The 24,718-nt window shown below is 55.8% G+C and carries 24 protein-coding genes; 10 read left to right on the forward strand and 14 right to left on the reverse strand.

Annotated features, from left to right (window positions below; all coding sequences use genetic code 11):
* The first annotated feature begins 4 nt into the window (after positions 1–4).
* The 5 genes from ACQY5R_RS08035 to ACQY5R_RS08055 all read left to right on the forward strand — a co-directional run bounded on the left by ACQY5R_RS08035 (position 5) and on the right by ACQY5R_RS08055 (position 2,576).
* On the forward strand, positions 5–511 hold the full coding sequence (locus ACQY5R_RS08035; protein ID WP_428606735.1) for a gamma-glutamylcyclotransferase family protein: 507 nt from the start codon (positions 5–7) through the stop codon (positions 509–511).
* A 194-nt stretch (positions 512–705) separates the two neighbouring features.
* Positions 706–1,098 carry a DoxX family protein gene (locus ACQY5R_RS08040; protein WP_428606738.1) on the forward strand — a complete coding sequence of 131 codons (393 nt, stop codon included), beginning with the start codon at positions 706–708 and terminating at the stop codon, positions 1,096–1,098.
* Positions 1,099–1,175: 77 nt separating this feature from the next.
* Positions 1,176–1,505, forward strand: coding sequence for a DHCW motif cupin fold protein (locus ACQY5R_RS08045; protein WP_428606741.1), 330 nt, complete (start codon positions 1,176–1,178; stop codon positions 1,503–1,505).
* A gap of 41 nt (positions 1,506–1,546) precedes the next feature.
* Positions 1,547–1,927, forward strand: a complete 381-nt coding sequence (locus ACQY5R_RS08050) for an STAS/SEC14 domain-containing protein (RefSeq protein ID WP_428606743.1) — start codon at positions 1,547–1,549, stop codon at positions 1,925–1,927.
* A gap of 232 nt (positions 1,928–2,159) precedes the next feature.
* A complete protein-coding gene (locus ACQY5R_RS08055) occupies positions 2,160–2,576 on the forward strand; it encodes a thioesterase family protein (protein WP_428606746.1) in 417 nt (138 codons plus the stop codon).
* Between the two features lie 63 nt (positions 2,577–2,639).
* On the opposite strand, the gene ACQY5R_RS08060 is transcribed toward ACQY5R_RS08055, so the two are convergent.
* Positions 2,640–3,206, reverse strand: a complete 567-nt coding sequence (locus tag ACQY5R_RS08060) for a helix-turn-helix domain-containing protein (RefSeq protein WP_428606749.1) — start codon at positions 3,204–3,206, stop codon at positions 2,640–2,642.
* 149 nt (positions 3,207–3,355) lie between these two features.
* On the opposite strand from ACQY5R_RS08060, the gene ACQY5R_RS08065 reads away from it, so the two are divergent.
* Positions 3,356–4,543, forward strand: a complete 1,188-nt coding sequence (locus ACQY5R_RS08065; protein WP_428606751.1) for a benzoate/H(+) symporter BenE family transporter — start codon at positions 3,356–3,358, stop codon at positions 4,541–4,543.
* A 124-nt stretch (positions 4,544–4,667) separates the two neighbouring features.
* Here ACQY5R_RS08065 and ACQY5R_RS08070 read toward each other — a convergent pair whose 3' ends face one another.
* Positions 4,668–5,309: an NUDIX domain-containing protein gene (locus tag ACQY5R_RS08070; RefSeq protein ID WP_428606754.1), complete on the reverse strand. Its 642-nt coding sequence runs from the start codon at positions 5,307–5,309 to the stop codon at positions 4,668–4,670.
* 167 nt (positions 5,310–5,476) lie between these two features.
* On the opposite strand from ACQY5R_RS08070, the gene ACQY5R_RS08075 reads away from it, so the two are divergent.
* A complete protein-coding gene (locus ACQY5R_RS08075; protein WP_428606756.1) occupies positions 5,477–6,346 on the forward strand; it encodes a fumarylacetoacetate hydrolase family protein in 870 nt (289 codons plus the stop codon).
* Between the two features lie 165 nt (positions 6,347–6,511).
* Here the strand turns inward: ACQY5R_RS08075 and ACQY5R_RS08080 are convergent, their stop codons facing one another.
* The 4 genes from ACQY5R_RS08080 to ACQY5R_RS08095 all read right to left on the reverse strand — a co-directional run bounded on the left by ACQY5R_RS08080 (position 6,512) and on the right by ACQY5R_RS08095 (position 8,868).
* Positions 6,512–6,958: a hypothetical protein gene (locus ACQY5R_RS08080; RefSeq protein WP_428606758.1), complete on the reverse strand. Its 447-nt coding sequence runs from the start codon at positions 6,956–6,958 to the stop codon at positions 6,512–6,514.
* Positions 6,959–6,996: 38 nt separating this feature from the next.
* Positions 6,997–7,422, reverse strand: coding sequence for an ion channel (locus ACQY5R_RS08085; protein WP_428606760.1), 426 nt, complete (start codon positions 7,420–7,422; stop codon positions 6,997–6,999).
* 181 nt (positions 7,423–7,603) lie between these two features.
* On the reverse strand, positions 7,604–8,200 hold the full coding sequence (locus ACQY5R_RS08090; protein WP_428606763.1) for an NAD(P)H-dependent oxidoreductase: 597 nt from the start codon (positions 8,198–8,200) through the stop codon (positions 7,604–7,606).
* 62 nt (positions 8,201–8,262) lie between these two features.
* Positions 8,263–8,868, reverse strand: a complete 606-nt coding sequence (locus ACQY5R_RS08095) for a hypothetical protein (RefSeq protein WP_428606765.1) — start codon at positions 8,866–8,868, stop codon at positions 8,263–8,265.
* Between the two features lie 326 nt (positions 8,869–9,194).
* Between ACQY5R_RS08095 and ACQY5R_RS08100 the strand changes: the two genes are divergently transcribed.
* A complete protein-coding gene (locus ACQY5R_RS08100) occupies positions 9,195–10,916 on the forward strand; it encodes an acyl-CoA dehydrogenase family protein (RefSeq protein WP_428606767.1) in 1,722 nt (573 codons plus the stop codon).
* A gap of 115 nt (positions 10,917–11,031) precedes the next feature.
* On the opposite strand, the gene ACQY5R_RS08105 is transcribed toward ACQY5R_RS08100, so the two are convergent.
* The 5 genes from ACQY5R_RS08105 to ACQY5R_RS08125 all read right to left on the reverse strand — a co-directional run bounded on the left by ACQY5R_RS08105 (position 11,032) and on the right by ACQY5R_RS08125 (position 17,668).
* Positions 11,032–12,507, reverse strand: a complete 1,476-nt coding sequence (locus ACQY5R_RS08105; protein WP_428606770.1) for a helicase HerA-like domain-containing protein — start codon at positions 12,505–12,507, stop codon at positions 11,032–11,034.
* Positions 12,508–12,842: 335 nt separating this feature from the next.
* On the reverse strand, positions 12,843–14,756 hold the full coding sequence (locus ACQY5R_RS08110) for a DUF2207 domain-containing protein (RefSeq protein ID WP_428606773.1): 1,914 nt from the start codon (positions 14,754–14,756) through the stop codon (positions 12,843–12,845).
* Positions 14,756–15,298 carry a LemA family protein gene (locus tag ACQY5R_RS08115; protein ID WP_428606775.1) on the reverse strand — a complete coding sequence of 181 codons (543 nt, stop codon included), beginning with the start codon at positions 15,296–15,298 and terminating at the stop codon, positions 14,756–14,758. Before ACQY5R_RS08115 ends, ACQY5R_RS08110 begins: the two co-directional genes overlap by 1 nt.
* Positions 15,299–15,478: 180 nt before the next feature.
* Positions 15,479–16,999, reverse strand: a complete 1,521-nt coding sequence (gene ppx, locus ACQY5R_RS08120; protein WP_428606778.1) for an exopolyphosphatase — start codon at positions 16,997–16,999, stop codon at positions 15,479–15,481.
* 156 nt (positions 17,000–17,155) lie between these two features.
* Positions 17,156–17,668: a SixA phosphatase family protein gene (locus ACQY5R_RS08125; protein WP_428606780.1), complete on the reverse strand. Its 513-nt coding sequence runs from the start codon at positions 17,666–17,668 to the stop codon at positions 17,156–17,158.
* 272 nt (positions 17,669–17,940) lie between these two features.
* Between ACQY5R_RS08125 and ACQY5R_RS08130 the strand changes: the two genes are divergently transcribed.
* Complete coding sequence (locus ACQY5R_RS08130) at positions 17,941–18,513, forward strand: NUDIX hydrolase (RefSeq protein ID WP_428606784.1); 573 nt, start codon at positions 17,941–17,943, stop codon at positions 18,511–18,513.
* 6 nt (positions 18,514–18,519) lie between these two features.
* On the opposite strand, the gene ACQY5R_RS08135 is transcribed toward ACQY5R_RS08130, so the two are convergent.
* The 3 genes from ACQY5R_RS08135 to ACQY5R_RS08145 all read right to left on the reverse strand — a co-directional run bounded on the left by ACQY5R_RS08135 (position 18,520) and on the right by ACQY5R_RS08145 (position 22,786).
* The gene (locus ACQY5R_RS08135; protein WP_428606787.1) at positions 18,520–19,338 is read right to left on the reverse strand and encodes an NYN domain-containing protein; all 819 of its coding nucleotides are present in this window, start codon (positions 19,336–19,338) and stop codon (positions 18,520–18,522) included.
* 249 nt (positions 19,339–19,587) lie between these two features.
* Positions 19,588–21,927, reverse strand: a complete 2,340-nt coding sequence (locus ACQY5R_RS08140; protein WP_428606790.1) for an alpha/beta hydrolase — start codon at positions 21,925–21,927, stop codon at positions 19,588–19,590.
* 328 nt (positions 21,928–22,255) lie between these two features.
* A complete protein-coding gene (locus ACQY5R_RS08145; protein ID WP_428606793.1) occupies positions 22,256–22,786 on the reverse strand; it encodes a MarR family winged helix-turn-helix transcriptional regulator in 531 nt (176 codons plus the stop codon).
* 152 nt (positions 22,787–22,938) lie between these two features.
* Here ACQY5R_RS08145 and ACQY5R_RS08150 point away from each other — a divergent pair, with 152 nt between their 5' ends.
* Positions 22,939–24,711 (forward strand): N-acetylglutaminylglutamine amidotransferase, encoded by a 1,773-nt coding sequence (locus tag ACQY5R_RS08150; protein ID WP_428606978.1) that lies wholly within the window; start codon positions 22,939–22,941, stop codon positions 24,709–24,711.
* The last annotated feature ends 7 nt before the right edge of the window (positions 24,712–24,718 follow it).

Below are 24,718 nucleotides of genomic sequence, written 5' to 3' on the forward strand. Positions count from 1 at the left end.
CATCATGTACTACTTTGCCTACGGCTCAAACCTGTCCAGTCGGCGGTTGCGACAACGACTCAGCTCGGCACGGCCGGTCTCAATGGCAAGGCTACAGAATCACAAGTTGTGCTGGCATAAACAGGGGCGTGATGGTTCGGGAAAATGTGATGCGGCCCATACCGGAGACGCCAGCCATGAAGTAATAGGTGTGGTCTATTCAATGGCGGCACAGGAACGTCCGTTACTGGATCGGTATGAAGGGGTCGGTGTCGGCTACGAAGCGGTGGAAATCCGTCCGGTCCTCGATACGGGTAAGTATGTGCAAGCATTCACTTACCGGGCCACGCTGATTGACGCCTCGGCCATGCCTTTCCGTTGGTATAAAATTCATGTGTTGCAGGGTGCTTACGAGCACAATCTGCCCAGCGAATATATTGCACAATTGGAAGCGGTGCCGACGCTGGAAGATCCGGATCGGGAACGGCACCAACGGGAGTTACTGGTTTACGGGGATGAAATCTTACGTTGAGGATTGGGGCGTAAGAGGGGCAACGCCAACGGGCCTTGCCTTATGTTGGTTGCCGATTTTCCAGCCATCTGCAGGGTAGTTCATTTTCTGCACAAATTTATCTGCATAACAGATCCCAGCCTGAATGAAATAAGGTGGCGATCAAAATTGAACAATGGATGTCAGAGGTTTTATCCTCACCAAGGAGTCAATCGATGAATAACAGTTCCCTCGGTAAATTAATCCTGCGTCTGTCCGTGGCGGGTCTGATGTTGTTTCATGGTGTTGCCAAGCTGATAAACCCGGGTTCACTGAGCTGGATCGGCGACATGATTGCCGGATACGGCATGCCATCGTTCCTGGCCTATGGCGTGCTTATCGGTGAGGTGGTTGCCCCCGTGATGGCAATTATCGGCTGGCAGACGCGTCTGGCCGGTCTGCTCATGGCCGGCAACATGTTGGTCGCGATCCTGCTGGTGCACAGCGGTCAATTGTTGATGCTAACGAAACAAGGCGGTTGGCAACTTGAGTTGCAGGGTCTGTATCTGTTCGGTGCGCTGGCGATCGTCTTCCTGGGCAGCGGGCGCATGGCCGTCAGGCCCGACTGATAGCGTCGTCTTGTTGAATGTGATGCACGCTGCGCTACGGGAATTAGTGGCTCCGTGAAGCCGAATGGGGATCGAGAATGCAAATAACTGACTTACCGTTCGGTACAACAAACTGGTCTGAGATAGAACGAACAGAGCATACGGGTGAACGTGGTGTGGCGTATTGGCAAACCCGACACTTTGGCGATATCCGTGTGCGGATGGTCGAATATACCGCCGGTTATCTGGCCGACCATTGGTGCAGTAAAGGCCATATCCTGTTTTGCCTGGAAGGTGAGTTGCATACCCAACTGGAAGATGGCCGCGAATTTGTACTCACACCGGGCATGAGCTATCAAGTGGCTGATAATGCTGAAGCACATCGTTCATACACGGCTTCAGGCGCCAAACTGTTTGTGGTCGATTAATAACGGGCTTATTGCTTTGGGTATATCAAGAGGAAAGCACAATGGGCTATGAACGTCATGGTTTGTCCATCGGTATAGCGAGGATTGCTGATCGCTTTTACTTGACCTTAAAGGCTCAAGGAAGGCTAACTCATAACGACTATGAAACAATGACGCCTATGATCGACTCAGCACTGGCGGAAGTGAAAGAACCGAAAATAAAAGCACTGATAGACGGAACAGAATTAGAGGGGTGGGAGCCAAGAGCCGCATGGGATGATTTCAAGCTTGGATTAAAGCACGGTAATGAGTTTGAAAAAATTGCCATTTACGGCAATAAGGATTGGCAAAAGTTAGCCGCAAAAATTGGAGAGTGGTTTTTAAGCGGTGAAGTTAAATACTTCAATAGTTATAGCGATGCTATTACTTGGCTGAATGAATGATGTATTAAGACCAATTCGCCTGGATGTAAAAAAGCACCGCCACCTTCGTTGTACTGCCTTTTGTCACCCGTGATTTGCAGCGTTATGCGCTTCATTTACACATACATGGCCGGTGTTTCCATTAAAAATGGTTATATTTTTTACGATGTGGGTGGAACATTACTAGAACAGTTGTTCAGAAATGTGCAGATGAGGTTCCCCACACTTACCGATAACGAGAGAAAGAAAACCCATGAAAGAGACGCTAAAACCGGGCATTGTCTACGAACATAAATTTGTTATTCCACAGACCAAGACGGTGCCTTCCCTGTATCCGGAGTCGGAGGAGTTTCTGGCCATGCCGGAGGTGTTTGCCACCGGTTATCTGGTAGGCTTCCTGGAGTGGGCCTGCATCAAGGCGATTAATCCGCACCTGGACTGGCCGCAGGAGCAGACCGTCGGCACCCACATCAATGTCAGTCACGAGGCGGCGACCCCGCCGGGCCTGGAAGTGACCGCCAAGGTGCGCTTGGAAAAGGTAGAGGGAAAAAAGCTGTCGTTTACCGTGGAAGCTCACGACGGTGTGGACTTGATATCCCGTGGGGAGCATGAACGCTTCATTATCAATAAAGAAAAATTTGATACGCGTATCGCGCAGAAAAGGCCTTAATAAGCTTACGATAAGCCAAGGAAGCGCTGACGGAGGGGGACGCCATACGGCGATTCCTGCTCATCACGAAACCTGGTCGTAATGAATCAGGTTATGAAACAGCACCGGTGCTTGTGAGCGGTTGCGATAGCCGTGGGGTTGGTCGGCGGCAAAGCGCACCGCCTTGCCGGGCGTCAAGGCTACCCATTCGCCATTGATCAGCAACTCCATTTCGCCCTCCACCACGACCACATGTTCGGTAACTCCTGCGTCATGAGGCGCAGAGAGGCGTTCGTAGCCGGGTAACAGGGTCAGCTCATACAGTTCAAAGCCAAAGCGCGCTTCATAGGGGAAAAGGGTGGCTACCAGCATGCCGTCACTGGCCGGCTGTTGGCGCAAATTAGCCGCCACCCGAATGACGGTGGCGGACGCTTCTTTTGGCGTCGGTTCGATAAAGGTCGATAGCGGCGTGTGGAAGCCACTGGCTATTTTCCACAGGGTGGCTACCGTCGGACTCGATTCACCCCGCTCGATCTGCCCAAGCATCGCTTTACTCACTCCGGTTTCCTTGGCGGCGCGATCGAGACTCCAACCGCGATCCTGGCGAAGCTGCTTCAGTGTCTGTGCGAGATAGCGGTTTGGTTCCTGCATGGGTTCCCAGGTGTTCTTTCTTTTTATCGGTGGTGTTTTCTCTTGTGCGTTATAACGTACAAGTGGTATGGTCGTCCAGGACGTGCGTTATAGCGCACATCTTGCCTGACTGAAATGCCACCCTAGTTGGTGGGTGCGAGGATAAGCCGATGCTGAAATCTTTTTTCACCCTCACCCATCTGACCACCGGCTTTATCGCGGTGCTGGTGGGCTTCAGCAGTTCCGCGGTCATTATCTTCCAGGCGGCCAGCAGCGCGGGTGCCACGCCGGCCGAGATCAGCTCCTGGCTCTGGGCGCTGGGGCTGGGTATGAGCTTCACCACCATCGGCCTGTCGCTCTACTACCGGACGCCGGTTCTCACCGCCTGGTCGACGCCCGGCGCCGCCCTGCTGGTGAGTGGGCTCTCCGGCTTTTCGCTGAATCAAGCCGTCGGGATCTTTCTGTTTTCCTCTCTCCTGATCACCCTGTGCGGCATCACCGGCTGGTTTCAGCTCATGATGCGCTATGTGCCTCGCTCACTCGCCTCGGCCATGTTGGCCGGGGTGCTGCTGCAGTTCGGCATGAATCTGTTTGTGGTGCTGGAGTCCCGTTTTCTGCTGGTTGGGGCGATGCTGTTGGTGTATCTGTTTGTCCGGCATACCTGGCCCCGTTATGTGGTCCCCCTGGCCTTGCTACTGGGGCTGGGGGTGGCTTATGCCCAGGGATCATTGCAGCTTGATAGTTTGACCTGGGAGCTCTCCCGGCCGGTCTGGGTGACGCCGGAATTTTCCCTATCGGCCCTGATGGGTGTCGGGCTCCCGCTGTTTATTGTCACCATGGCTTCGCAGAACGTGCCGGGCATTGCGGTGTTGCGCGCCAACGGTTACCAAACTCCGGCGTCGCCCCTGATCAGCTTGACCGGATTGACCGGCATACTGCTGGCGCCTTTCGGTGGATTTGCCTTTAATCTGGCGGCGATCACCGCGGCGACCTGCATGGGTGAAGAGGCGGATCGAGATCCGAAAAAACGCTATCTGGCAGCCATCTGGGCGGGTGTTTTTTATCTGCTTATCGGGCTGTTCGGTGCCACCGTGGCGGCACTGTTCGCCGCGTTTCCGTCGGAGTTGATCATGGCTATCGCCGGACTGGCTCTGTTGGGTACCATCGGCAATAGCCTGGCGCAGTCGTTAACCGAGTCCGATGAGCGGGAAGCGGCTCTGCTGACATTTCTGACCACCGCCTCCGGCATGACCCTGCTTGGCATCGGTAGTGCCTTCTGGGGGTTGCTGATCGGTCTGGCGGCGCATCATCTGCAGCAACGGAAGCAGCGCAAGAGCCGACTCGAAAATTCGGCGTAGATGGCGATCGGTGTCGGTTCAGGGCCGACACAGGGGCCCGTTCATACGGATGTTTTCACTCAACGATGATCCCGTAGGGACAACTCACTGTGCTTGCCCGAATGGCCTCCCGGACTCCGGTCAATCAGCGTGGCGACTTGTCCAGCCAACTGAGCGCCAACCCTGCCCACAGGGAGAGCGGTTGCGTTTTTGGCAACGCCAGTGCCTCCGCGCGGGTCAGTACCCGCGGTCGGATATCCTCGTCTTCATGGGCCAGACCGTGGAGCCCGTCGACGGCTTCGGCATCCACGGTGGCACAGTAGAGATGTACCTGTTCGCTGGATAGATGGGGGGCGGTCAGATAGGTGCCGATCGGTTCGATCGATTTCGGCGTCAACCCTGACTCCTCGGCGATTTCCCGCGTTATCGTCTCCAGCGGCGACTGTCCGGCCTCGATGCGACCGGCCACAATGTCCACCAGCCAGGGAGAAATGCCGGCAACGTGCGCGCCGGCCCGGTACTGTTCCACCAGCACGACCTTGTCGGCTATCGGGTCGTAGAGCAGGGCGGCCGCCACATCGCTGCGATGCAGGACTTCGCGCACCAGTGGACCGCAGCTGCCGCCGTCGAAGCGGTCATGTTTTAGGGTTAGACACTGAAGTTCAAAAAAGCCTGTATAGGCATGATGGGTATCAATGATCTGCGCTTTCAGCTCTCTGTTTGCCATGATGTCATTGTGGATGAACTCAGATAGGAGCGCTACCCGGGGATAGGCAAGAAAATTCACCTGGTATTCGGGATGTGGATGACTCGTGACAGGGTGTTTCCTCTCCTTTGCTGTATGCTCCGAACCGATTTACTTTTACTCCCGGCGGCGCTGGCATAGAATGACCAACGCTGCGCTTCCCTATGGGTAAACGGGGTGCAGCCAATAAAGTAACCGGGAGTAAGCAGATGCGGCTATTAACCTTTCGCAGCGGCGCGGGCACACACTGGGGGTTGAGCACCGCTGACGGTGTGCTGGATATTTCCGCCGCCCAGGAAGAGCTGGGCGGTGACAGCCAGCCGTTCGAACCTTCCTGCGACCGGCTTCCCGGATTGCGTGATTTACTGGAACGGGCGACTGGTCACGATGATCTGTTTTTCAATGAGGATGACCTGGATCTGGGCCCCTGTCTGCCGGTGGCCAACAAGATCATCTGCATCGGGCTCAACTACCGCCGCCACGCACGCGAAGCCAATATGTCCGAGCCGACAGCGCCAATCCTGTTTGCCAAGTACAACAACTGCCTGGCTTCGGCCTACGACAGCATCAATCTGCCGACCACCCGCTACCAGTATGACTATGAATCCGAACTGGCCGTGGTGATTGGCAAACAGGTCAAACGGGTCAGCACCGAAGAGGCGCTCGACTGCGTATTCGGATACTGTGTGGCCAACGACCTCAGCGAGCGCGAGCTGCAGATGAGCGCCGGCCAGTGGACCATCGGCAAAATGCTGGATGGCTTCCTGCCGGTCGGGCCTTATCTGGTCACCGCCGATGAAGTTGGTGACCCGCAAAACCTGGGTATCCGTTGCTGGGTCAATGGCGAGCTGCGTCAGGACTCCAACACCTCCGATATGATCTTCTCCGTGGCCGAGCTGATCAGTTACATCTCCTGTTACGCTACCTTGGAGCCGGGCGACATCATCGTTACCGGTACGCCGGAAGGCGTGATCCTGGGGATGGAAAACAAGGTTTGGCTTAAACCTGGTGATGAAGTGATCGTTGAGATCGATAAGCTCGGCCAGTTGCGCAACCGTCTGACCAGCACCGACAATTGATATTCCCCTAATCCGTTCCTAACCCTCTCCTTCGGAAGAGGGAGCAATCGGCTGCCGGGCTGATTGAAGGCGTTCTAGCGCGGCCATTAATCACCGGCTTCATTCGCTATACTGAGCGGCATTGGTCTGGGTACGCGAGTTTTTACCAGACACGCCGTGTCGCGATCAGGCGGTGGGAGACCAGAGTTGGTGCACGCGCAGGGCGTCATCCGCGCAGCCGTTGGATTCCAGTTGCTGTGGATAGAGATCGATCATCTCGGCTATAAAATCAGCAATGAACTGTTGTTGTTCCTTTGAACAGCTTTGTAAGAGGCGATTGTTTTCTCCGTCGTATTCCAGATGGATGAGCAATTGACAGAAATAAAACTCGTCGTTTACAGAACTGAGGCTGAGCCGGATAAATGCGGGCATATAATACTGCTTGCCCGCCTCACTGCAGAAGCAGATAGGATCCCAACCGGGGTTTCCCAATTCATCCAGACCGATATCATCCACGGTTGACCCCAGCAGCGTCTGGTCGTGTTCAAGACACTCATCACAATGCGTGAAGTTTGTGAAATGCTCCGGCTTTTCAATGTCAAATAGGCGTTTTGCCTGTTCTATCCAGTTCATGAGGTGATGGATGGGCAGATGATATGGGCTCGGTTTTGCTATCGGCTACCCCAGTGCCGCTGCATTTCATAATACAAAAAGGAGGCGGTCCAGGTAATCAGCACCAGGCCGGTCAAGGATTCCACGCCGGTTAAATAGCGCAAATGACCAATCGGTTGGATATCGCCAAACCCCAGGGTGGTGAACACGGTAAAGGAAAAATAGCCGCAATCCATCAAACTGCCGTCAAAGTTTCCGGTTAGACTCCCCCAATCATCCAGGTGGTTCATGTAAAAATAGGAGATGGCAAAAATCCAGATTTCTATGGCGTGGGCGATCAAGGCGCCAAAAACACCGAACACGATGCGGTAACGATGCTTGACCCGCATTTTGGGTACGTACAAGGTCAGGCGAAAAAGCAGTTCGTAATGGACGATGACGGAAAGTATAACGACTAAACTGTTTACTAGAAAAACGTGAATCATCTTTGTCCAGCCGGAATGTGTCATTCTCTAATGATGGGAATGCCTTCTTATATCAGGAATAGGGATGGTTAGGAATATTAATACGCGGTAACCCGCTCGGAATAAAAGTGATTGATAAACGGCTGTTTTGCGGCGATTCAGAAGGTATATCGCCGATTTAACTGGGATAGGGTGGTACAGATCAGACCGGCCAGCGCTGAAGTAACCCGGATACGCTGGCGGAAAATTGCTCAACCTGCCCACTGGATAGCTGCTCGCTTCTGTATAACGAAACCATCTCGAATCGACATTGGGGCGCGCAGGTACCGACAATAGCGGTTTTGAGTACCCGCTTAACCGGTTGTCGTAAAACCAGCCGGTCCACCCACCAGGGTGAGCCGAGGGAAGTGATCGCCAATATATGACGCAACTGGGTCAGTCGGGGCTTGATGGGACCGTATTCATCGGCATGGTCATAAGCGATACCTGGCGCCCATACCCGATCAAACCACCCTTTGAGAATGGCCGGAAAGCTGAACCACCAGGTGGGAAATACCAGTACGACAGCTTCCGCTTCAAGCAGCCGCTTGATCTGTGATGCCACTTGCTGTGAAGAGTAGGGCCCCGAATAATAGCTGTGCCGTTCCGCTTCCGTTAGGGCGCCGTCAAAATGCTGTGCATATAAATCTTCTAACTCCACCGTATGGCCCTTGTCTTGCAGCACAGCCGTCGCTTGTTGAGTGAGCGTGCTACACAAGCTTTCAGGGAGTGGGTGGGCTTTTACAATCAGGCATTTCATCTGGCGGTTGGTTATTCCTTATGTGGAACCTTTATTGGGCCGGGTATTCTATCCTGGACCTTTTACCCCGTCCTGTCTTCGAGGTCTTTGATGCGCTGCTCAAGTTTTTCCAGGTCAATTTTGTAGGCGGCGCCGGCAATGCCCTTTGGAATGGTACAAACAAGCTTTTCCCCTTGATACACGCGGATGCTGTTGAGGTCAAAACCAAAGCGGGGTTCAAAAGGATCTTTTTTTGTTTTCGTCTCACCACTCGACTTTAGCCCCTTGAATATGTCGGCTGTGGCAAAGGCGGTAGCCAAGATTGCCAAACTTACCGTCAATCGGTTCGCATCCGATTCTCCCAAAGCGACCCAGGCCAACGTGATGGCAAATATCGTCTCCAGGATCATAAAAACTCTTGGATAGTTTGACTTGATTTGAAACAGGACAACGCCGAAGGATAGAAACGATAAAGCAATCATCCATTTAATGGCGGGATTTGCCGTCCAGCCTTTTACCAAAGGCCACCAGCCTACAGTGCTCACCGATATAAAAATAGAGACCACAATGCTTAAAATGAACAGGGCCGACAGGGCAATGCTGATAATCAGAAGAATGGTGATGAACAGTGACCATGAATCTTCCTGCTCCCTGTTGTCGTCTGTTTCGGAAGTGGCTGTTTTTGACATTTTGGGTAAACCTCCAAATCTGCTTGGTTTCGTCAAATCATTATCTGTTGATGTGATTATGTAAAGGAGCTAGTCGTACGTGGGGTGGGTCCGTAAACCCCAACAGGATTCTGCCAGAGGTTCTTCATAACTCTGCAAAGTTAGGATCATCTTGGCTCATTTGCCTATGCTAAATTTTATTACAGATGGAGTGACTCGGTATGTGGCGTTATAAAACCATAAGTATCTCCTTTTTATTGGGAAGGCAGTAGATAAGGCATCTTGGGCTTCCGCCACACTTTGTCTTGATATAAAGATGATAGGAATAAAGACAGGAGGGTGCGGTTATGGCAGACAAAGGATTAAAACGTTATCCACCCTCTGTACGGGGCATGAACTTCTTTAATGGCGATAAAAATCTGCTGCGTTTTCTCGAACGCCGGGTTCCGCATACATTAAAGCGACAAAAAGCGGTTTTAAAGGCGTTGGGCCGGTTTGCCGGGGGAGAGCTTGATGAGCAGGCCCAGGAAAGCGATGCACACTATCCGGCGACATTGAACAATGAGCTGGTTGACCCGATCCGGCCGGATGAGCGGTGTGGAAAGGTTGTCATAAATAGGCGTTATGAAGATTGCCAGCAGGAGCTCTATCACCAAGGCACGATCTACGAATGCTTTAAAAGCCGAAACCGTGAATCCCATATTCTGCCTTTTGTAACGCAATACCTGGTATCACAGTCCGATATATCCACGGGCTGTCCCTATGCGATGACCCATCCGGTGGCGTACGTGATCCATCGTTACGCAGCAAAAGATGTGAAGAATAAATTCCTGAAAGAAATCATACGTACCGACGGGCAGGCCAAGGTCGGTGGAACATGGGCGACCGAGAAGCACAGCGGCAGCGATATCGGCGCTTCGGAAACCCGGGCAATTACAGCCGAGGATGGCACGATCCGGCTTTACGGGCTGAAATGGTTTACCAGCGCGATAGGTTTTAAAAGTTTTCTGACGATTGCAACAGCACGGCCGGATGGTGCGGTAGAAGGCGGCAAGGGGCTTGGCCTTTATCTGGTGCCCAGCCATATCGATGATGACTGGGAAATCCCGAATCATTACAATGTCCGCTATCTGAAGGATAAGCTCGGTACCAAGGGATTGCCGACGGGCGAAACGGAATTGCAAGGCACGCTTGCCCGGGAACTTGTCCTGCCACCGAACGGCTTGCGGGTGATGATGGAGGCGCTGGGTTGCTCGCGTGTCCACAATGCCATGGCGGCGGCCGGTGTGATGCGACGGTCGCTCAATGAAACTCTCTGCTGGACGTCAAACCGGGAAACTTTCGATAAAAAACTGATTGAACGGCCGATGGTGCAGAAGCGCATCCTCGAAATAGCTACCGAATCGATGGCGGGTTTTGCCTTGGCGTCCGAGGCGGCGCACAGTTTTGACCAAGCAACACAGGATGACAACGTCAAAACCTGGATGCGGATGGTGACGGCACTTGCCAAATTCAAAACGGCGGAGCAGGCCGTGTGGTGTGCGGAGAAGGCGCTGGCTCTGGGCGGGGGCAATGCCTATACGAAAGATTTTCCAATTGAACGTATTTTACGTGACGCCCATGTGCTTCCGGTATGGGAAGGACCGGAACAGATACAGGCGCTGGAACTGATGCGGATGGTAGCCGGGCGTGAAGACGGCGCCGCTGTTTTTATTGCCAAACTGAGAGATATCGAACACGCCTTGCCCGCCGTCATGAAAGCGGATGCGCAACGCTTATCGCGTCAGATCATGAATTGTAAAGGACGTCTGAGTACCCTTAAAAAGCAGCCGCAGAAGATGGAACTTGTGGCTGATGATTTTCTGCATCAAATGGCGGACACTTTGGCGTATGGCCTGTTATGTGCGGAAGCGGTGTGGGAACTGGAAAGCTATAATGATCGTACCAAACTCCTTTATGCTCGTCATTATTATGGTCGCACCCTGGCCCATGAGCGCCCATTTTTTAATATGACGGAATTGCATGAAAACTTTACTAATGTGGTGAACGGAATACCGGTCAGTTCGTAGGTTGGGATGAGGCACGAGTCCCAACATCAGGAGGCACTGTTCAGCCCCCTATGTTGGGTTCGTTACTTACCCTAACCTACAGCCCGCCATATCCAACAATCACTTGTGCTCCCCGTTATCGTTTCCCACCCATAATTGATCCCAGTACCCCGCGAATAATCTGTCGCCCGATGGTGCTGCCCACCGCTCTGGCGGCGCTTTTGAAGAAGGATTCCATGACGGTCTGGCGTCCCCGGCCACTGCTTTTCTGGGCCTTGTCGAGCTCTTTCTGACGCGCCTGTTCCACTTCGGCGGCTTTTTGCTCTTCAGCCTGTTTGGCCGCACGTTCGGTGAGTATTTCCTGTGCCGAGCGGCGGTCTACGGCTTGTTCGTAAATACCGGCGACCAGTGAGCCCGCCATGAGGGTTTGACGCAGGGGTTTTGCGATGGGACCGATCTGGCTCTCCGGTGGGCGGATCAACGTACGTTCGACGATCTGTGGGCGTCCCTTGGCATCCAGGGTGGAGACCAGCGCTTCGCCCAGGCCCAGTTCGCTGATTACCTGTTCGGTATCCAGTGCCGGGTTGTCGCGGAAGGTTTGGGCGGCGGCGCGTAGCGCCTTCTGGTCCTTGGCCGTGTAGGCGCGCAGGGCGTGTTGGATGCGGTTGCCGAGCTGACCCAGCACCGTGTCCGGGATGTCCAGCGGGTTCTGGGTGACGAAGTAGACACCGACCCCCTTGGAGCGGATCAGCCGCACCACCTGTTCGATCTTGTCCAGTAGCGCTTCCGGCGCATCGTCAAACATCAAGTGCGCCTCGTCGAAGAACAGCACCAGTTTCGGTTTTTCCCGGTCGCCCACTTCGGGCAGCTGTTCGAACAGCTCTGACAGCAGCCAAAACAGGAAGGTGCTGTAGAGTTGCGGCGCGTTCATCAACTGATCGGCGGCGAGGATGTTGATGATGCCCAGCCCATTCTCGTCGGTCTGCAGCAGGTCGGCCAGATTGAGGGCCGGTTCGCCAAACAGTTGGGTGCCGCCCTGGTCCTCCAGGCTGATCAGGCGACGCTGGATGGCGCCGACACTGGCGGCCGAGACATTGCCGTAAAGGGTGCGGAATTCGGCGGCGTTTTCCGCCACGAACTGCAGGATGGCGCGCAGGTCTTTGATATCCAGCAGCAGCCAGCCGTTCTCGTCGGCGACGCGGAATACCAGCGCCAGTACGCCCTGTTGGGTATCGTTAAGATTGAGCAGACGCGCCAGCAGCAGCGGTCCCATTTCTGAGATGGTGGTGCGCACCGGGTGACCCTGTTTGCCGTAGATGTCCCAGAAGGTGACCGGGAAGCCGCGGAAGCTGAAATCGTCCAGCGGCATGCGGTCGAGCCTTTCCTGGACCTTCGGATGGGGTTTGCCGGGTTGGCTGAGCCCGGAGAGGTCGCCCTTCACATCGGCCAGGAATACCGGCACACCGAGTCGGCTGAAGGATTCGGCCAAGCCCTGCAAGGTCACGGTTTTGCCGGTACCGGTGGCGCCGGCAATCAGTCCGTGTCGATTGGCCATTTTTGGCAGCAGGCCGACGTCTTTATCGCTGCAACCGAGATAGATCATCTGTTCCACGATGGGTGCTCCTTCTCCGTTTTTGACTCATACCTGACTACCAGAATCCGCATGGGCATAGAAATGTGTTCATCCGAACGGGTTTGTTATTAACCCCGGGCAGACACGGGGGTCTGCCCCTACCATCCAGTTTAAAAACATTCGCATTGCAAGGGGCAACCCCTGTGGTTGTCCGTTTTATCGGTGGTTATCCGCGTGGGCACAAAAAACATGCCCACCCTCCCAGGCTGTGCCATATCGAATTGCGATTATTAACCCTGGCCCAGCGCAATAGTTGTTGAACCAATAATATTTGCGTCCATTCGCGGCTATTTGCTCACTGTTCCAGCAACTGGCTACCAGCCGCCACCGCCGCCACCGCCTCCGCCACCACCGGAAGAGCCACCGCCGCCGCTGCCGGACGACGAGCCCGGCGCGTGGGAGGAGGATGAGATGGCCGAGCTCATGGCGCTGCCGACGGCGCTGCTGAAGCCGGTCAAGTTATGGCTGTTCCAACTTCTACCGCTATACCAGGCTGGGTGATAAGTGCGACCATCCTCTCCAGCGGCGGCCAGCACCTGGCTGAAGCGCTCCGCCCACGGCTGTTCGACCCCCAGCGCCAAGGCGTAGGGGAGATAAGCTTCGAACAGCTCCGGGGTTTTGTCCGGCGGATGCTTGAAGTTCAGCTCCTCCTGTTCGGCCACGCTGAGATACTGTTTGAATCCCTCCACCTTTTGCAACAGTTGCTGACCGGCCAGGGTCGGCGCCTTCAGCCACTCGTAAAACAGCACATTGATGGCGATAGCAAGCAGCAGCATCAGGGTAAAGGGGAGTGAGATGGCAAAGGTGAGCATGCCGATACCAAATGCCTCACCGGCAAAGAAGGGCAGGGCAAACAGACTGCTGCCGATCGCCTTGGCGTAGCTGCCGACACCGCTACCGCGCGCATCGCGCCAGGATTGGTAGATGCCCACCGCCATCTTGAATACGGCGACACTCCAGATTGAGAGCCAGACCATCATGAAGCCGCCCATGATCAACTTGTCTTCGGATCCGACATTCCACAATCCGGCGCCGAGCAGTGCCAGGGTGATCAGCAGGCCCGGCACGATAAAGCCGCTGTTGGTGACGAAATAGGTCTTTTCATAATCCCTCTTCAACGAACTTTTGTGTGCCTCCAGCGCCTTGGCCATTTTTTGGTGATTGGTGTGGTGTAGTTTGATCTTGTGGTTGCCGCTGCCGAACAGGGCGCTGGCGATGGCTCCTTCGCCGGGTGCCAGCCTGGGCATCTTGCCGGTCTTTTCCAGGGTGAACTTGCCCGCTTTGTCCTCTTTGATCTTGAGGTAGCCGTTAACCGCCATGTTGACCACGGCGGCGCCGAAGGTTTGGTGGTCGTAACCCATCTGCTGGATGAAGCGCATGGCGGCGGGAGAGTAACCCTTGGGTGGGGTGTAGAGTGGGATGATGACGCCCATCTCCGGATCCCGGCCCACCCGGTACCAGATCGCCGTGAAGTAGGCCAGCAGCAACAGGATGCCGCCACCGGCGATCAGAAAGCCCCGGTTATCGTTGAGGAACCAGGTCAGGCGTTGTTGGGTGTCCGGTTCGATGACGTGTCCCTTTGGCCAACTGGTGACCAGGGTCAGTCCGTGGTGTATCGGCAGCGGCGCGGTGGTTTCGAACAGGGCGTCGCCGTTACTGTCTACCCGGGCGCTGTACTGTTGTCCCTGTGCGCCTTTGGGACCGGTATAGCCTTCTACCCGTATGGTATCGGTCGGCACGTCCGGCGGCAGGGTGACCCGGGCACCGGCCCGCTCGATAGGGAAGTCCCAGCCGTTGCCGGTAACATTCCAGTAGAGTTCGTCGTGGTCGGCGAAAAAGCCCAGTTGGCGATGGGTGCGATAGCGCAGCGTATAGCGATATTCTCCCGGTTTCAGGAAGACGTTCTTGCTGCCGGCGTAGATACGGATGCCGTTGCTTTGCGCTTCGGTATGGAAGGGTTCGGTGTGGCCGTCACGGCGCACCTCCAACAGTTCAAAATCGACCTTATAGTGATTGCCCAGCCGGTCTTTGTAGTCGGTGGGAAAGTCGCGAAAAATGCCGCGTTTGATTTTATTGCCTTCGGCGCGCACCTGGATCTGCTCTTCCACCACCAGGCTGCCGTCGTGTTGAACCTGGATATCGCTGAAGTAGTCGAGTATGCGTTCCTGGGCGAACCCGGGAGTGGTCAGGGGCAGCAACAGTGTCAGGCAAAAGATCAGTCTCGGCACTAGCGTATCTCCGGAGGGTCGACTTCCACGGCGCTTTCCAACTCAAAAAAGGCGGCGGGCCGGAAGCGTAAGCCGCGGGCGATTAGCAGGTCGGGGAAAGAGTCGATGCGTACATTCAGGTTGCGTACCGCCCCGTTGTAATAGCGGCGCGCATACTGGATATGGTTTTCCACATCGCTGAGCTGGCGCAGCAGATCCAGATATTGTTCGCCGGCCTTGAGGTCGGGATAGGCTTCGGCGATCAGCAGCAGGGAGCGGACCTGCTCGCTGATATCGCTCTCCAGCCGTTGCCGTTCACCCGGCGTGGCGGTGGCCGCGGCGGCGCTGCGCAGGTGGGTGATGTGGTTCTGGGTGGATTGTTCGTAGTCGGCGTAGGCCTTCACCGCCTCCACCAGTTTGGGGATCAGGTCATGACGCCGTTTCAACTGCACGTCGATGTCGCTCCAGGCCGCCAGCACCCGGTTTTTATCCCTGACCAGTTTGTTGTAGATGATGATTGCCCAGACAACGAGGGGCAACAGCAGCAACAGCATGATTTCCATCGCGCCTGTGGTCCTCTGTTTTTATCCTTGTTCTGTCCGGTGGCGACCGGCGATGGATTCCAGTGTGCGTGCTCCCCGGCGGGATTTCAAATTTTTCTTTCCGGGGTTCGGTTTAACGCTGCACGATCCCTGTAGGAGGCCCGCCCCGGGCCTAATTTGCGGGTGTGTGCGTGCCGGTGATCAGCTGAATTGCAGTTCGAAGCCGCGCCCCGCCAGTTGCTTGGCCTCTTGCTCCAGCTCCGCGTGCGGCAGGGTGTGGGTGGTGAGCCAGTGTTCCGGGAAGGTGAGCTTCAGACGGTTATCGGCGGCCTGGATGGCGACCTTCACCAGGGTGGTGGCGGAGCGTGCCCGGTGCAACAGTACCGATAGGCGCAGCAGGATGCAGAGACGCATGGTGGGCAGGGAGATATCCTGCGGTAGATCGCTGAATACATCGAAGGGAAATTTGCGTCGATGGCCGCGAATCAGTGCCGACAGCACCCGTTGTTCCTGGCGGGAAAAACCCTGCATATCGGAGTTGGCGATCAGGTAGGCACCGTGCTTGTGGAATTGGCTGTGGGAAACGGTCAGGCCGATCTCGTGCAGGCGGGTGGCCCAGCAGAGCATGTCGATATACTCGCCGTCACGCAGCTGCCAGTCATCAGCCGCCTGGGAGAACAGGTCGCGGGCGGTGGATTCGACCCGACTGGCGTGTTCCATGTCGACATCATAACGGCGGCACAGGGCGCGAACGGTACTTTCCCGCACATCCTCGTACTGGGTACGACCGAGCATTTCGTAGATCAGGCCTTCCCGCAACGCCTTGTCGGATACCCTGAGCTGACCAATATTCAATGCCTTGAATACGGCACGTAGCACCGCCACGCCGCCGGCGAATACCGCTTTGCGTTCGCTGCTCAGGCCTTCCAGTTGGATGTTGTCCACATGGCCGGTGTCGATCAGGACGTCGCGCAGTTTTTTCAGCGACGGGTAGGTGATCCCCTCCTGCTCTTCGGTCCAGCCGGCGGCTTGTACCACTTTGTGGATGGCACGGATGGTGCCGGAGGCGCCGACCGCCACTTCCCAGCCGGCGCTACGGTATTCGTTCTTCACCGGCAGCATCTCCAGGGCACCGTTCAATTCGGCGGCGCGCATCGCCTCGGCGGTGATCCGGCCATCGCTGAAGTGCCAGCGAGTCATGTTGACACAGCCCATATGGATACTTTCGGTACGGCGCGGCTTAAAGCCGTCGCCGACGATCAGTTCGGTACTGCCGCCACCGATATCGATAACCAGTCTGCGCTCGTTGCCGGCGGCCAGGCCGTGGGCGACACCCAGGTAGACCAGACGCGCCTCTTCGCGGCCGGCGATGATCTCGATCGGGTGGCCCAGCACCGCCTCGGCCTCGGCCAGAAAGCGGGTGGAGTTGCGTACCTGGCGCAGGGCGCTGGTGCCGACGGCGCGCACGGCGCCGGGAGGCAGGGATTTAAGGCGCTGGCCGAACCGTTTCAGGCAGTCGAGGGCACGAACCTCGGTTTCCGGGGTTAACGCCTTGTTTTCCTGAAGTCCGGCACCCAGGCGGACCATCTCCCTCAGCCGGTCGACAACCTGGAAATTGCCGTTGTCCACCTTTACAACAATCATGTGGAAACTGTTGGAGCCCAAATCCACCGCCGCAACGGTATCCGAGAGATTGGCGATGTTGGTGATGTAACGCAGCATAAGACGGGCGCTTTATGACAAACGGGACCGGCATGCTACCACCGGGGCCGGCCGATTGAAACTGCCGTTTCGGCGGTGGTGGGGTGGGTCCGGGGACCTGTCCGTCACGGTCACACTACCACCGCGGTGGTCTGTCTGTCCCAGAGTGAACCGGGGTCATTTTTTCTGTCCCAGGCTGCGTAACTGTCTGGGGGGCAGCAGCCAGATCATTTCGGCCGATGCCGGTTTGGGACTCTCCTTGAATTGCAGCAGGCAGGCGGCACCCCGTTTGAGCTGCAGGAAGTTGAAATGGGAGCCGTTGGTATACCAGGAGATCAGCTCGGACAGGTCCGGTTCATGGCCGATCAATAGCACCGTGCTCTGGGGCGGCAGTTCGGCAAGCAGGCGGGTCAGCTTGGCGGGGTCCGATCCCGGATCGAGTTGCGGAATGGCCCGTCGGGTAGCCGCCGGATAGAGTTCGCCGATCAGGTCGGCGGTCTGGATCGATCGCTGCAGGGTGCTACTGAAGATATAGTCCGCAAGGGGTTCCACCCGCTTCAGCCCCTGACGGGACTGCTCGACCCGTTTGATACCCTTTTCCGTCAAAGGGCGAAGATTGTCGTCCGAACAGGTTTTGGCGAATGCGGTTCGGTCTTCAGCGATGGCGTGTCTGATAATGATGATTTTCATATCTGTTAGGTCGGTCAATCCGGTTGAACAGAGAAAACAGGTTAAACTATAAGACGGGCCTGATTCATTCGTTAAGCAGTATAGAGCTTGTTGATTTTACTGAGTTCCTACGCGGGTAGGAACGGCAACTGCGAACGAATCTGCACGCCTGTTTAAGCGTACACCGGTTTTCGGTGACATGGCAGCTGTTTGTCAGCTGCCGGTCGCTCATTGTATTGTCGGGGCGACGTGTTACGGTTTGACCATGACCCTTTTGTGATAACGGATAGAGCATGAATTTTTGCAGTCAGTGCGGTAGCACTATCGAAATCAGGATACCTGAAGGCGACAGTCGGGAGCGCCATGTCTGTACCCAATGCGGCGTCATCCATTATCAGAATCCCAACGTAGTGACCGGCTGTATTCCTGAATGGGAGGGCAAGGTGTTGCTTTGCCGACGGGCTATTGAACCACGCCTTGGCTACTGGACCCTGCCGGCTGGTTTTCTGGAGAATGGCGAGTCGACCCAGCAGGGGGCGTTGCGCGAAACCCTGGAGGAGGCCAATGCCCGGGTCGCCGTCGGGCCGCTCTATAGCCTGTTTAGCCTGCCCCACATCGACCAGATCTATATGCTGTTTCGCGGTCCGTTGCTGGACCTCGACTTTTCACCCGGTGACGAGAGCCTGGAGGTGAGACTGTTTGAAGAGGCCGAGATCCCCTGGGATGAACTGGCTTTTCAGGTGATGTCCGAAACACTCAAGTACTATTTCGAAGATCTGCGTAGCGGGACGTTCCGTTTACGCTCCGGGGTGATCGAACGGTTGCCGGGCGCGCAGCGGCGTTACCGCACCACGCTGCATGAATAGATGCTGTCAGGTCGGCGTATAAACCAGCCGTACATTGGTGGCGATCAGCCCATCATCCACATCGCTCTCTTTCAGGTAGAACTCCACAATGGTTTCCCGGATCATCAGCAAGTCTGGTGTCACCTCTTCTGCCAGTTCATTGATGTGACAGAAGACGCTCTCGTAGGGCGATTCCGGATCGCGCGGGTCGGTAATCCAAAGGTTGGGGGAGATATTGCGGATGAAGCGAAGAAAGCCGTAACCCTTGTCCGGGAACCACTTGGTACAGACGCCGCGTACACAGGAGCCGGGTTTGCCCCACTCGTTGCGCGGTTCATAGGAAAACGGCAACAAGTCCGGGATCAGGTAGCCGCGATAGAAGGCGTCAGCCTGTCGTTGTAACTGTTTGGAGACGTTTTTGAAGCCGAGCAATTCCACCCGGCAGCCGCGGTTCTGCAGGGCGGTGACCACCTGGAGGAAATCCCCGTCGCCGGTAACCAGTAGAATCAGGTCCAGGTTCTCCACCTGCAGCATGGCATCCACGGCCAGATCCAGATCGGCATTGGCCTTGGTGGTGACGTTGCCCTCTTCGTCGGTGTAGCGTTTGACATGCTTGACGATGATTTTCCAGCCGTAGTCCCGCACCATCTGCTGATAGATATTGGATTTTTTCGCGTAGTCGCTGTCGTCCCGTGCACGTTCCTGATCGAAGGCGAGGTAGGTGTTCAGGCGCAGCAAGGTGCCGCCATCGCGTGCGGCGAAACGGCGCAGAATGTCGTACCGTAACTGGTAGCCGCCGTTGAACTTGACGTTTTCCGCATCGACAAAAACACCGACTTTAAGCATTTCTGATTCCATGGTTTTCATTAAGGTATCAATATTCAGTTGTTAACAACACTGACGCATTCGACGCGGAAGGAGGCGTGGGGCTTGGCGCCGTCCATCAAACCTGATGGCAACGGATTGTCCTCTTTATCGCATTCTGGCTGTTCGTCTCTGTCGTTACCGATTACTGAATGGTTAAAATCTAAAGATTAAACGATCGAAGGAACCTTTGATTAAGTCAGGGTTTCCCAACAAGAAACCGCCATTACATCAGATCGGCAACGTCGGCTCAATTGCCGGCAGCGCCGCCGGTGGGATTGTGGAACTGGTCAACTGCTCTTCCAAGGCTTTCAGATACTGAATGATAATCCCCTGGGTGTTGTCGATGTTTTCGTACAGGATACCGTGGCGCTGCGAGTGGACAAACTCCAGATGTTTGGTGCGGCTGCTGATCTTGTCATAAACCCGATTGGCGCTGTCCGGTACCACCACCGGATCTTCATCGCCCTGCACAATCAGCGCGGGACAGTGCACATCCGGCAGACGTTTCACCAGTTGGTTGACCATCAGGCGCAGTTCGAACAGGGAGTGTACCGGCATGGTGCTGTAGTTGATATCAGGGTGCTCCGTGTCGTTGGGGCGGAACGGCATAATCCCTTCGTAGGCCCGCAGCCAGCTCACCAGTTTGTTGGCGTGATGTACCAGCGGTACGAAGATCATATTTTTATTGCGGAATTTTACCGGTGTGGAGATAGCCACCACACCGGCCAGCCCATCCGGTTGCTCCGCCGCCTGTAACAGCGACAGGGCGCCCCCGGTGGAGAAACCGACCAGGCAGATGTCTTCGCAATAGTGTTGCATGATATGGCAGGCCCGCTGTACCGATGCCAACCAATCTTTCCAACTGCGCTCACGCAGATCCCAGGGTGACGTGGCGTGACCCTTGAGACGCGGACCGATGACGGCAAACCCCAGATGACTCAATTTATCCGCAAACAGCTTGACCTCCGCCGGTGAGGCAAGAAAACCGTGTACCAACACAATGCCCAGGCGGTTCCGGTTCTCCGGTAGGATCAGGAACGGTTCTCCGCTTTGGGTGGCCGTCTCTTTGCTGTTCAACTCTTGGTGACGGGGTTTGGAAAAGCGTTGCTTGTCCCAGCGGTATCCGATCCGCTCGTCATCAAACAGGTGGGCGGCGAGTTCCACCGGTGTGGTAGTTTGTGCGTGTTTAATGACGTGGCCGATCAACTCGTTAATGCTGGAGATCGGGCGCGCTTCATTGGCGTAAACCTCGATCATGTTCTCCAGGCGGATCGAGTCAAACTCATGCTCCTCACACAGCTTGGGCATAAACAGATAGTGGTCGCCTTCGTGCTCAATCAACTCCAGTTGTGCCGCCGTCAGGAAGAACTGATCGAGGCCGGCACAGCGGCCCGTCATCAGTTCCCCATAATTGTCGGGATCCATGAGGCTGCGTTGCAGATTGACCTTTGGTAACTGCTGTACCGCTTTGACCGCCAGGTAGAGCATGCGGTGAAACAGGTCTACATTGATCGCCTGTTGCCCTCGCTCAAGCAGTTGATAAATGATGAGCGCAGCCAAGTGACTCAGGTTGATGGTCACCTCGTTATAGATCGCCTTCATATAGTCGTTGCGCAGGCGTAGGGCGTTCTGGCGAAGGCGGCTGGTGAGCAGGCGATATTTCAGGCTCTGCTGTGAGGTATCCCGGTTCAGCAACTCATCCAGTGATTGCATGTCCGGGGCCAACTGTTTGACGATCGGCCTGACCCACCAACTCCAGTAATCCCGGCTGTAAAGGATATCCCCCAGGTGGATATCCATATCGGTGTTTTTCAGCAGGATGTTGCCCTCGATTAGCAACTCTTCCGATAAGCGACGGCTGATGCCGCGATTGATCAGCTCAAAGCCGCTGTGCAGCAGATTGTCGCTGACGCGCATCGGGTAGAAGGTGATGTTTGCCGGTACGATGGTGGAGGGACGCGCTGCCGCCTGCTGCAGTGCATCTGCTGTCTCCATCTCCAGTTTCTGCACCCAGTGTTGGATCAGGGGTTGGTTGTCCTGTTCGAAGGCGAGCTGAATCGACTGCTTGAGGATATCCACCGCCAATGACAGTACGGCAGCGCCGGTGTGGTGTTTGCGTCGCTCCAGGGCGGTACGTGAGTAGATGCTGTAACCACCGCGCTTATCCTGGGAGCGGCGATCCTTCACCATGCCGCCTTCAGGAAAGATGATCACTTTGTAGCCGCGCAGGATCTCTTCTGCCAGATAGGGGATCAGCCGCGGATGGTTATGGGGAACTGCACCGACATTCAGCAGATAGTTGGACACGGCATCATCGCCGGTAAAGAACTCTCCGGACGCAATGGCGCGACAATAGGCCCCGGTCTCCTGATAGATCAGATATTGCGGAATGAACGTCTCAAAGCGGGCGAAATGATTGAACAGAAATATCTCGCCCTCGGCCACCTGCCCCCGGTCGTGATGCATCTTGATATTGACGCTTAACAGACGCTTGAGGGTGGAAAAGAGGCGCACCGACCATTGATAGGTGGAGATATTGATTTTTACTTCATCCTGCCGATCGGTCAAATCGGTTCCCCCTGGTATTGCTGATGCGCCTTCAGGGCTTGCGGATAAAGGTTTAAGCCGTGCAAGGCAAGCGCTCCGTACTGTTTTATTGCAAAAAGTATAGGCCCTGACGGGGTCTCTGTCTGCTACTGATTCGGTCGTTCGCGCCATGGGGGCACCCGGATGCGGGCTGTCGTGCTAAGCCGTAGGAAGCGCAACATGTTATAGGGGAAGCATGACGTTCGGCGGTTTTGCTTAGGAGAGTAAGAAGTTAAAAACCGTCAGCGCACCAATAATTGGTCGAAACAAGTTGCCAGCCATGCTGGCGGCCCATCGCCCAAGGGATGGGTCAGGGGTTGGGTGAGGCGATATCCAGCAGTGGGGCGGCATCGATGGTTTCGGCATCCATCATGGTGGCGACATGCTGCAGGGCGGAGAGAATTTGGGTCTTTTCCCAATCCTCCAACGCTTCAAAGCGTTCGATGAATTTTTCATGCAGCAGCGGTGGCGTGGAGAGCAGTATAGCGCTCCCAGCCTCTGTCAGGCGCGCATTGACCACCCGTTTATCCACATTGCTGCGTACCCGCTCGGCCAGCTTTTTGTCCTCAAGGCGGTTGAGGATCGTGGTAACGGTCGCCTGACTGAGGGAGACATCGTCGGAAATCCGCTTAACCGTAACATCGCCCAGGGTATTGATGGCTCGCAATACCATTACCTGGGGAATGGTCAAGCCGCAGTTTTTCACCATGCGTTTGGATTGCAGGTCCGTTGCGCGAATGATGCGGCGCAGGGAGACGAGTACGTCGTGCCAGTACTGATTTTCGGCCATGAGTGGAGTCAGGTTGAATTTGCAGGGTGGAGGATTATAGCCAGTTTTCATCGTTCAACCAATTTCCGCCAAATAATTTGAACTCTAAACATTAGAAGTGTAATAATAGTCGATTAGAATAACCGTGAGAAGGGTCCAGGGCAGGATGTGCCGGACCTGGCCGCCTGCCGAGGTGGCCGTATCGGATGACAGGAGCAGGTTATATGTGTGGTTTTGCCGGGATCTATGCGCCCGGAATGCGTGAATCAAATGTGGCGCGGGTGGAGAGAATGACCCGCAGATTGACCCCGCGGGGTCCGGACGGAGAAGGGATCCTGACTCGCAATGGGTTGGCACTGGGACACCGTCGCCTGAAGGTGATCGATCTGTCCGAGCACGCCCAGCAACCCATGGTGGATGCCGAGTTGGGGCTGGATCTGGTGTTCAACGGCTGTATCTACAACTACCGTGAGTTACGCGAAGAGTTGCAGGGCCAGGGGTACCGCTTTTTCTCCCAGGGGGATACGGAGGTAGTACTCAAGGCTTATCACGCCTGGGGACGGGAGTGTGTCAAGCGCTTCAACGGCATGTTTGCCTTCGCCATCCATGAGCGGGATTCCGGACGCTTGGTGCTGGCCCGGGACCGTCTCGGCATCAAGCCCTGTTATATCGCCGCGACGAATGGACGCATTGCCTTCGCCTCCACCTTGCCGGCACTGTTGCAGGCCGGCGATATCGATACCGCTATCGACCCGGTGGCCCTCAACTACTACCTCAGTTTCCATGCCGTGGTACCGGCCCCCTTCACCCTGCTAAAAGGGGTGCGTAAGCTGCCGCCGGCCACGATCCATGTTTATGAACAGGATGGTTCGCATCATAGCGAGACCTACTGGCGCCTGCAGGTGGGTAGTCGTGAAGCGGACCAATCGGTGACGGCTGAAGAGTGGCAGTCGCGGGTCCTGGAATCGCTACGTCGCGCGGTGCGCCGTCGTATGGTGGCGGATGTGCCGGTAGGGGTGCTGCTCTCCGGCGGTGTGGATTCCAGTCTGATTGTCGGGCTGCTGGCGGAACAGGGCCAGACCGGCCTGAGCACATTCTCGGTGGGCTTTGAGGCGGCCGGCGGTGAGAACGGTGATGAGTTCCAGTACTCCGACCTGATCGCCGAACACTTCCAGACCGACCACCACAAAATCATGGTCCCCTCCAGCCGCTTGCTGGAGACCCTGCCTGAGACCTTCAGCGCCATGTCGGAGCCGATGGTCAGTTACGACAACATCGGCTTCTATCTGCTCTCCCATGAAGTGTCGAAACACCTCAAGGTGGTGCAGTCGGGGCAGGGTGCCGACGAGATATTTGGCGGTTACCACTGGTACCCGCCGTTACTGGAAAAAGGTGCGGGTGCGGCCGATTATGCCCGTCTGTTCATGGATCGCGACTTTGCCGAATACAGTCGCCTGGTGCAGTCCGAATATGTGCAGTCTGACTTTGCCCGTACTTTCATCGAACAGCAGTTTGCCGATGAGAACGGGGGGCTGGCGGTGGACAAGGCGTTGCAGCTCGATACCACGGTGATGCTGGTGGATGATCCGGTAAAACGGGTCGACAACATGACCATGGCCTGGGGTTTGGAGGCGCGGGTACCGTTCCTCGATCATGAACTGGTGGAACTGGCGGCCCGGGTGCCGGCTGAGCTGAAGGTGCGTGGTGAGGGCAAATGGGTGTTGAAAGAGGCGGCGCGCCAGGTGATTCCGCACCAGGTAATCGACCGACCCAAGGGTTATTTTCCGGTACCGGCGCTGAAGTATATTGAGGGTCCCTACCTGGACTTCGTGCGGGATGCGTTGAACGACAGCCGTGCCATCAATCGCGGCCTGTTCAATTACGATCAATTGACGAGTCTGCTGGATGATCCGAAAGCGCACATTACCCCGCTACGGGGATCCAAGCTGTGGCAGGTTGCCTTGTTGGAACTCTGGTTGCAGAGCCATCTTCTCTAGAGCACGG

This window comes from Sedimenticola sp., from assembly GCF_050289425.1.
Taxonomy (GTDB): Bacteria; Pseudomonadota; Gammaproteobacteria; order Chromatiales; family Chromatiaceae; genus Sedimenticola.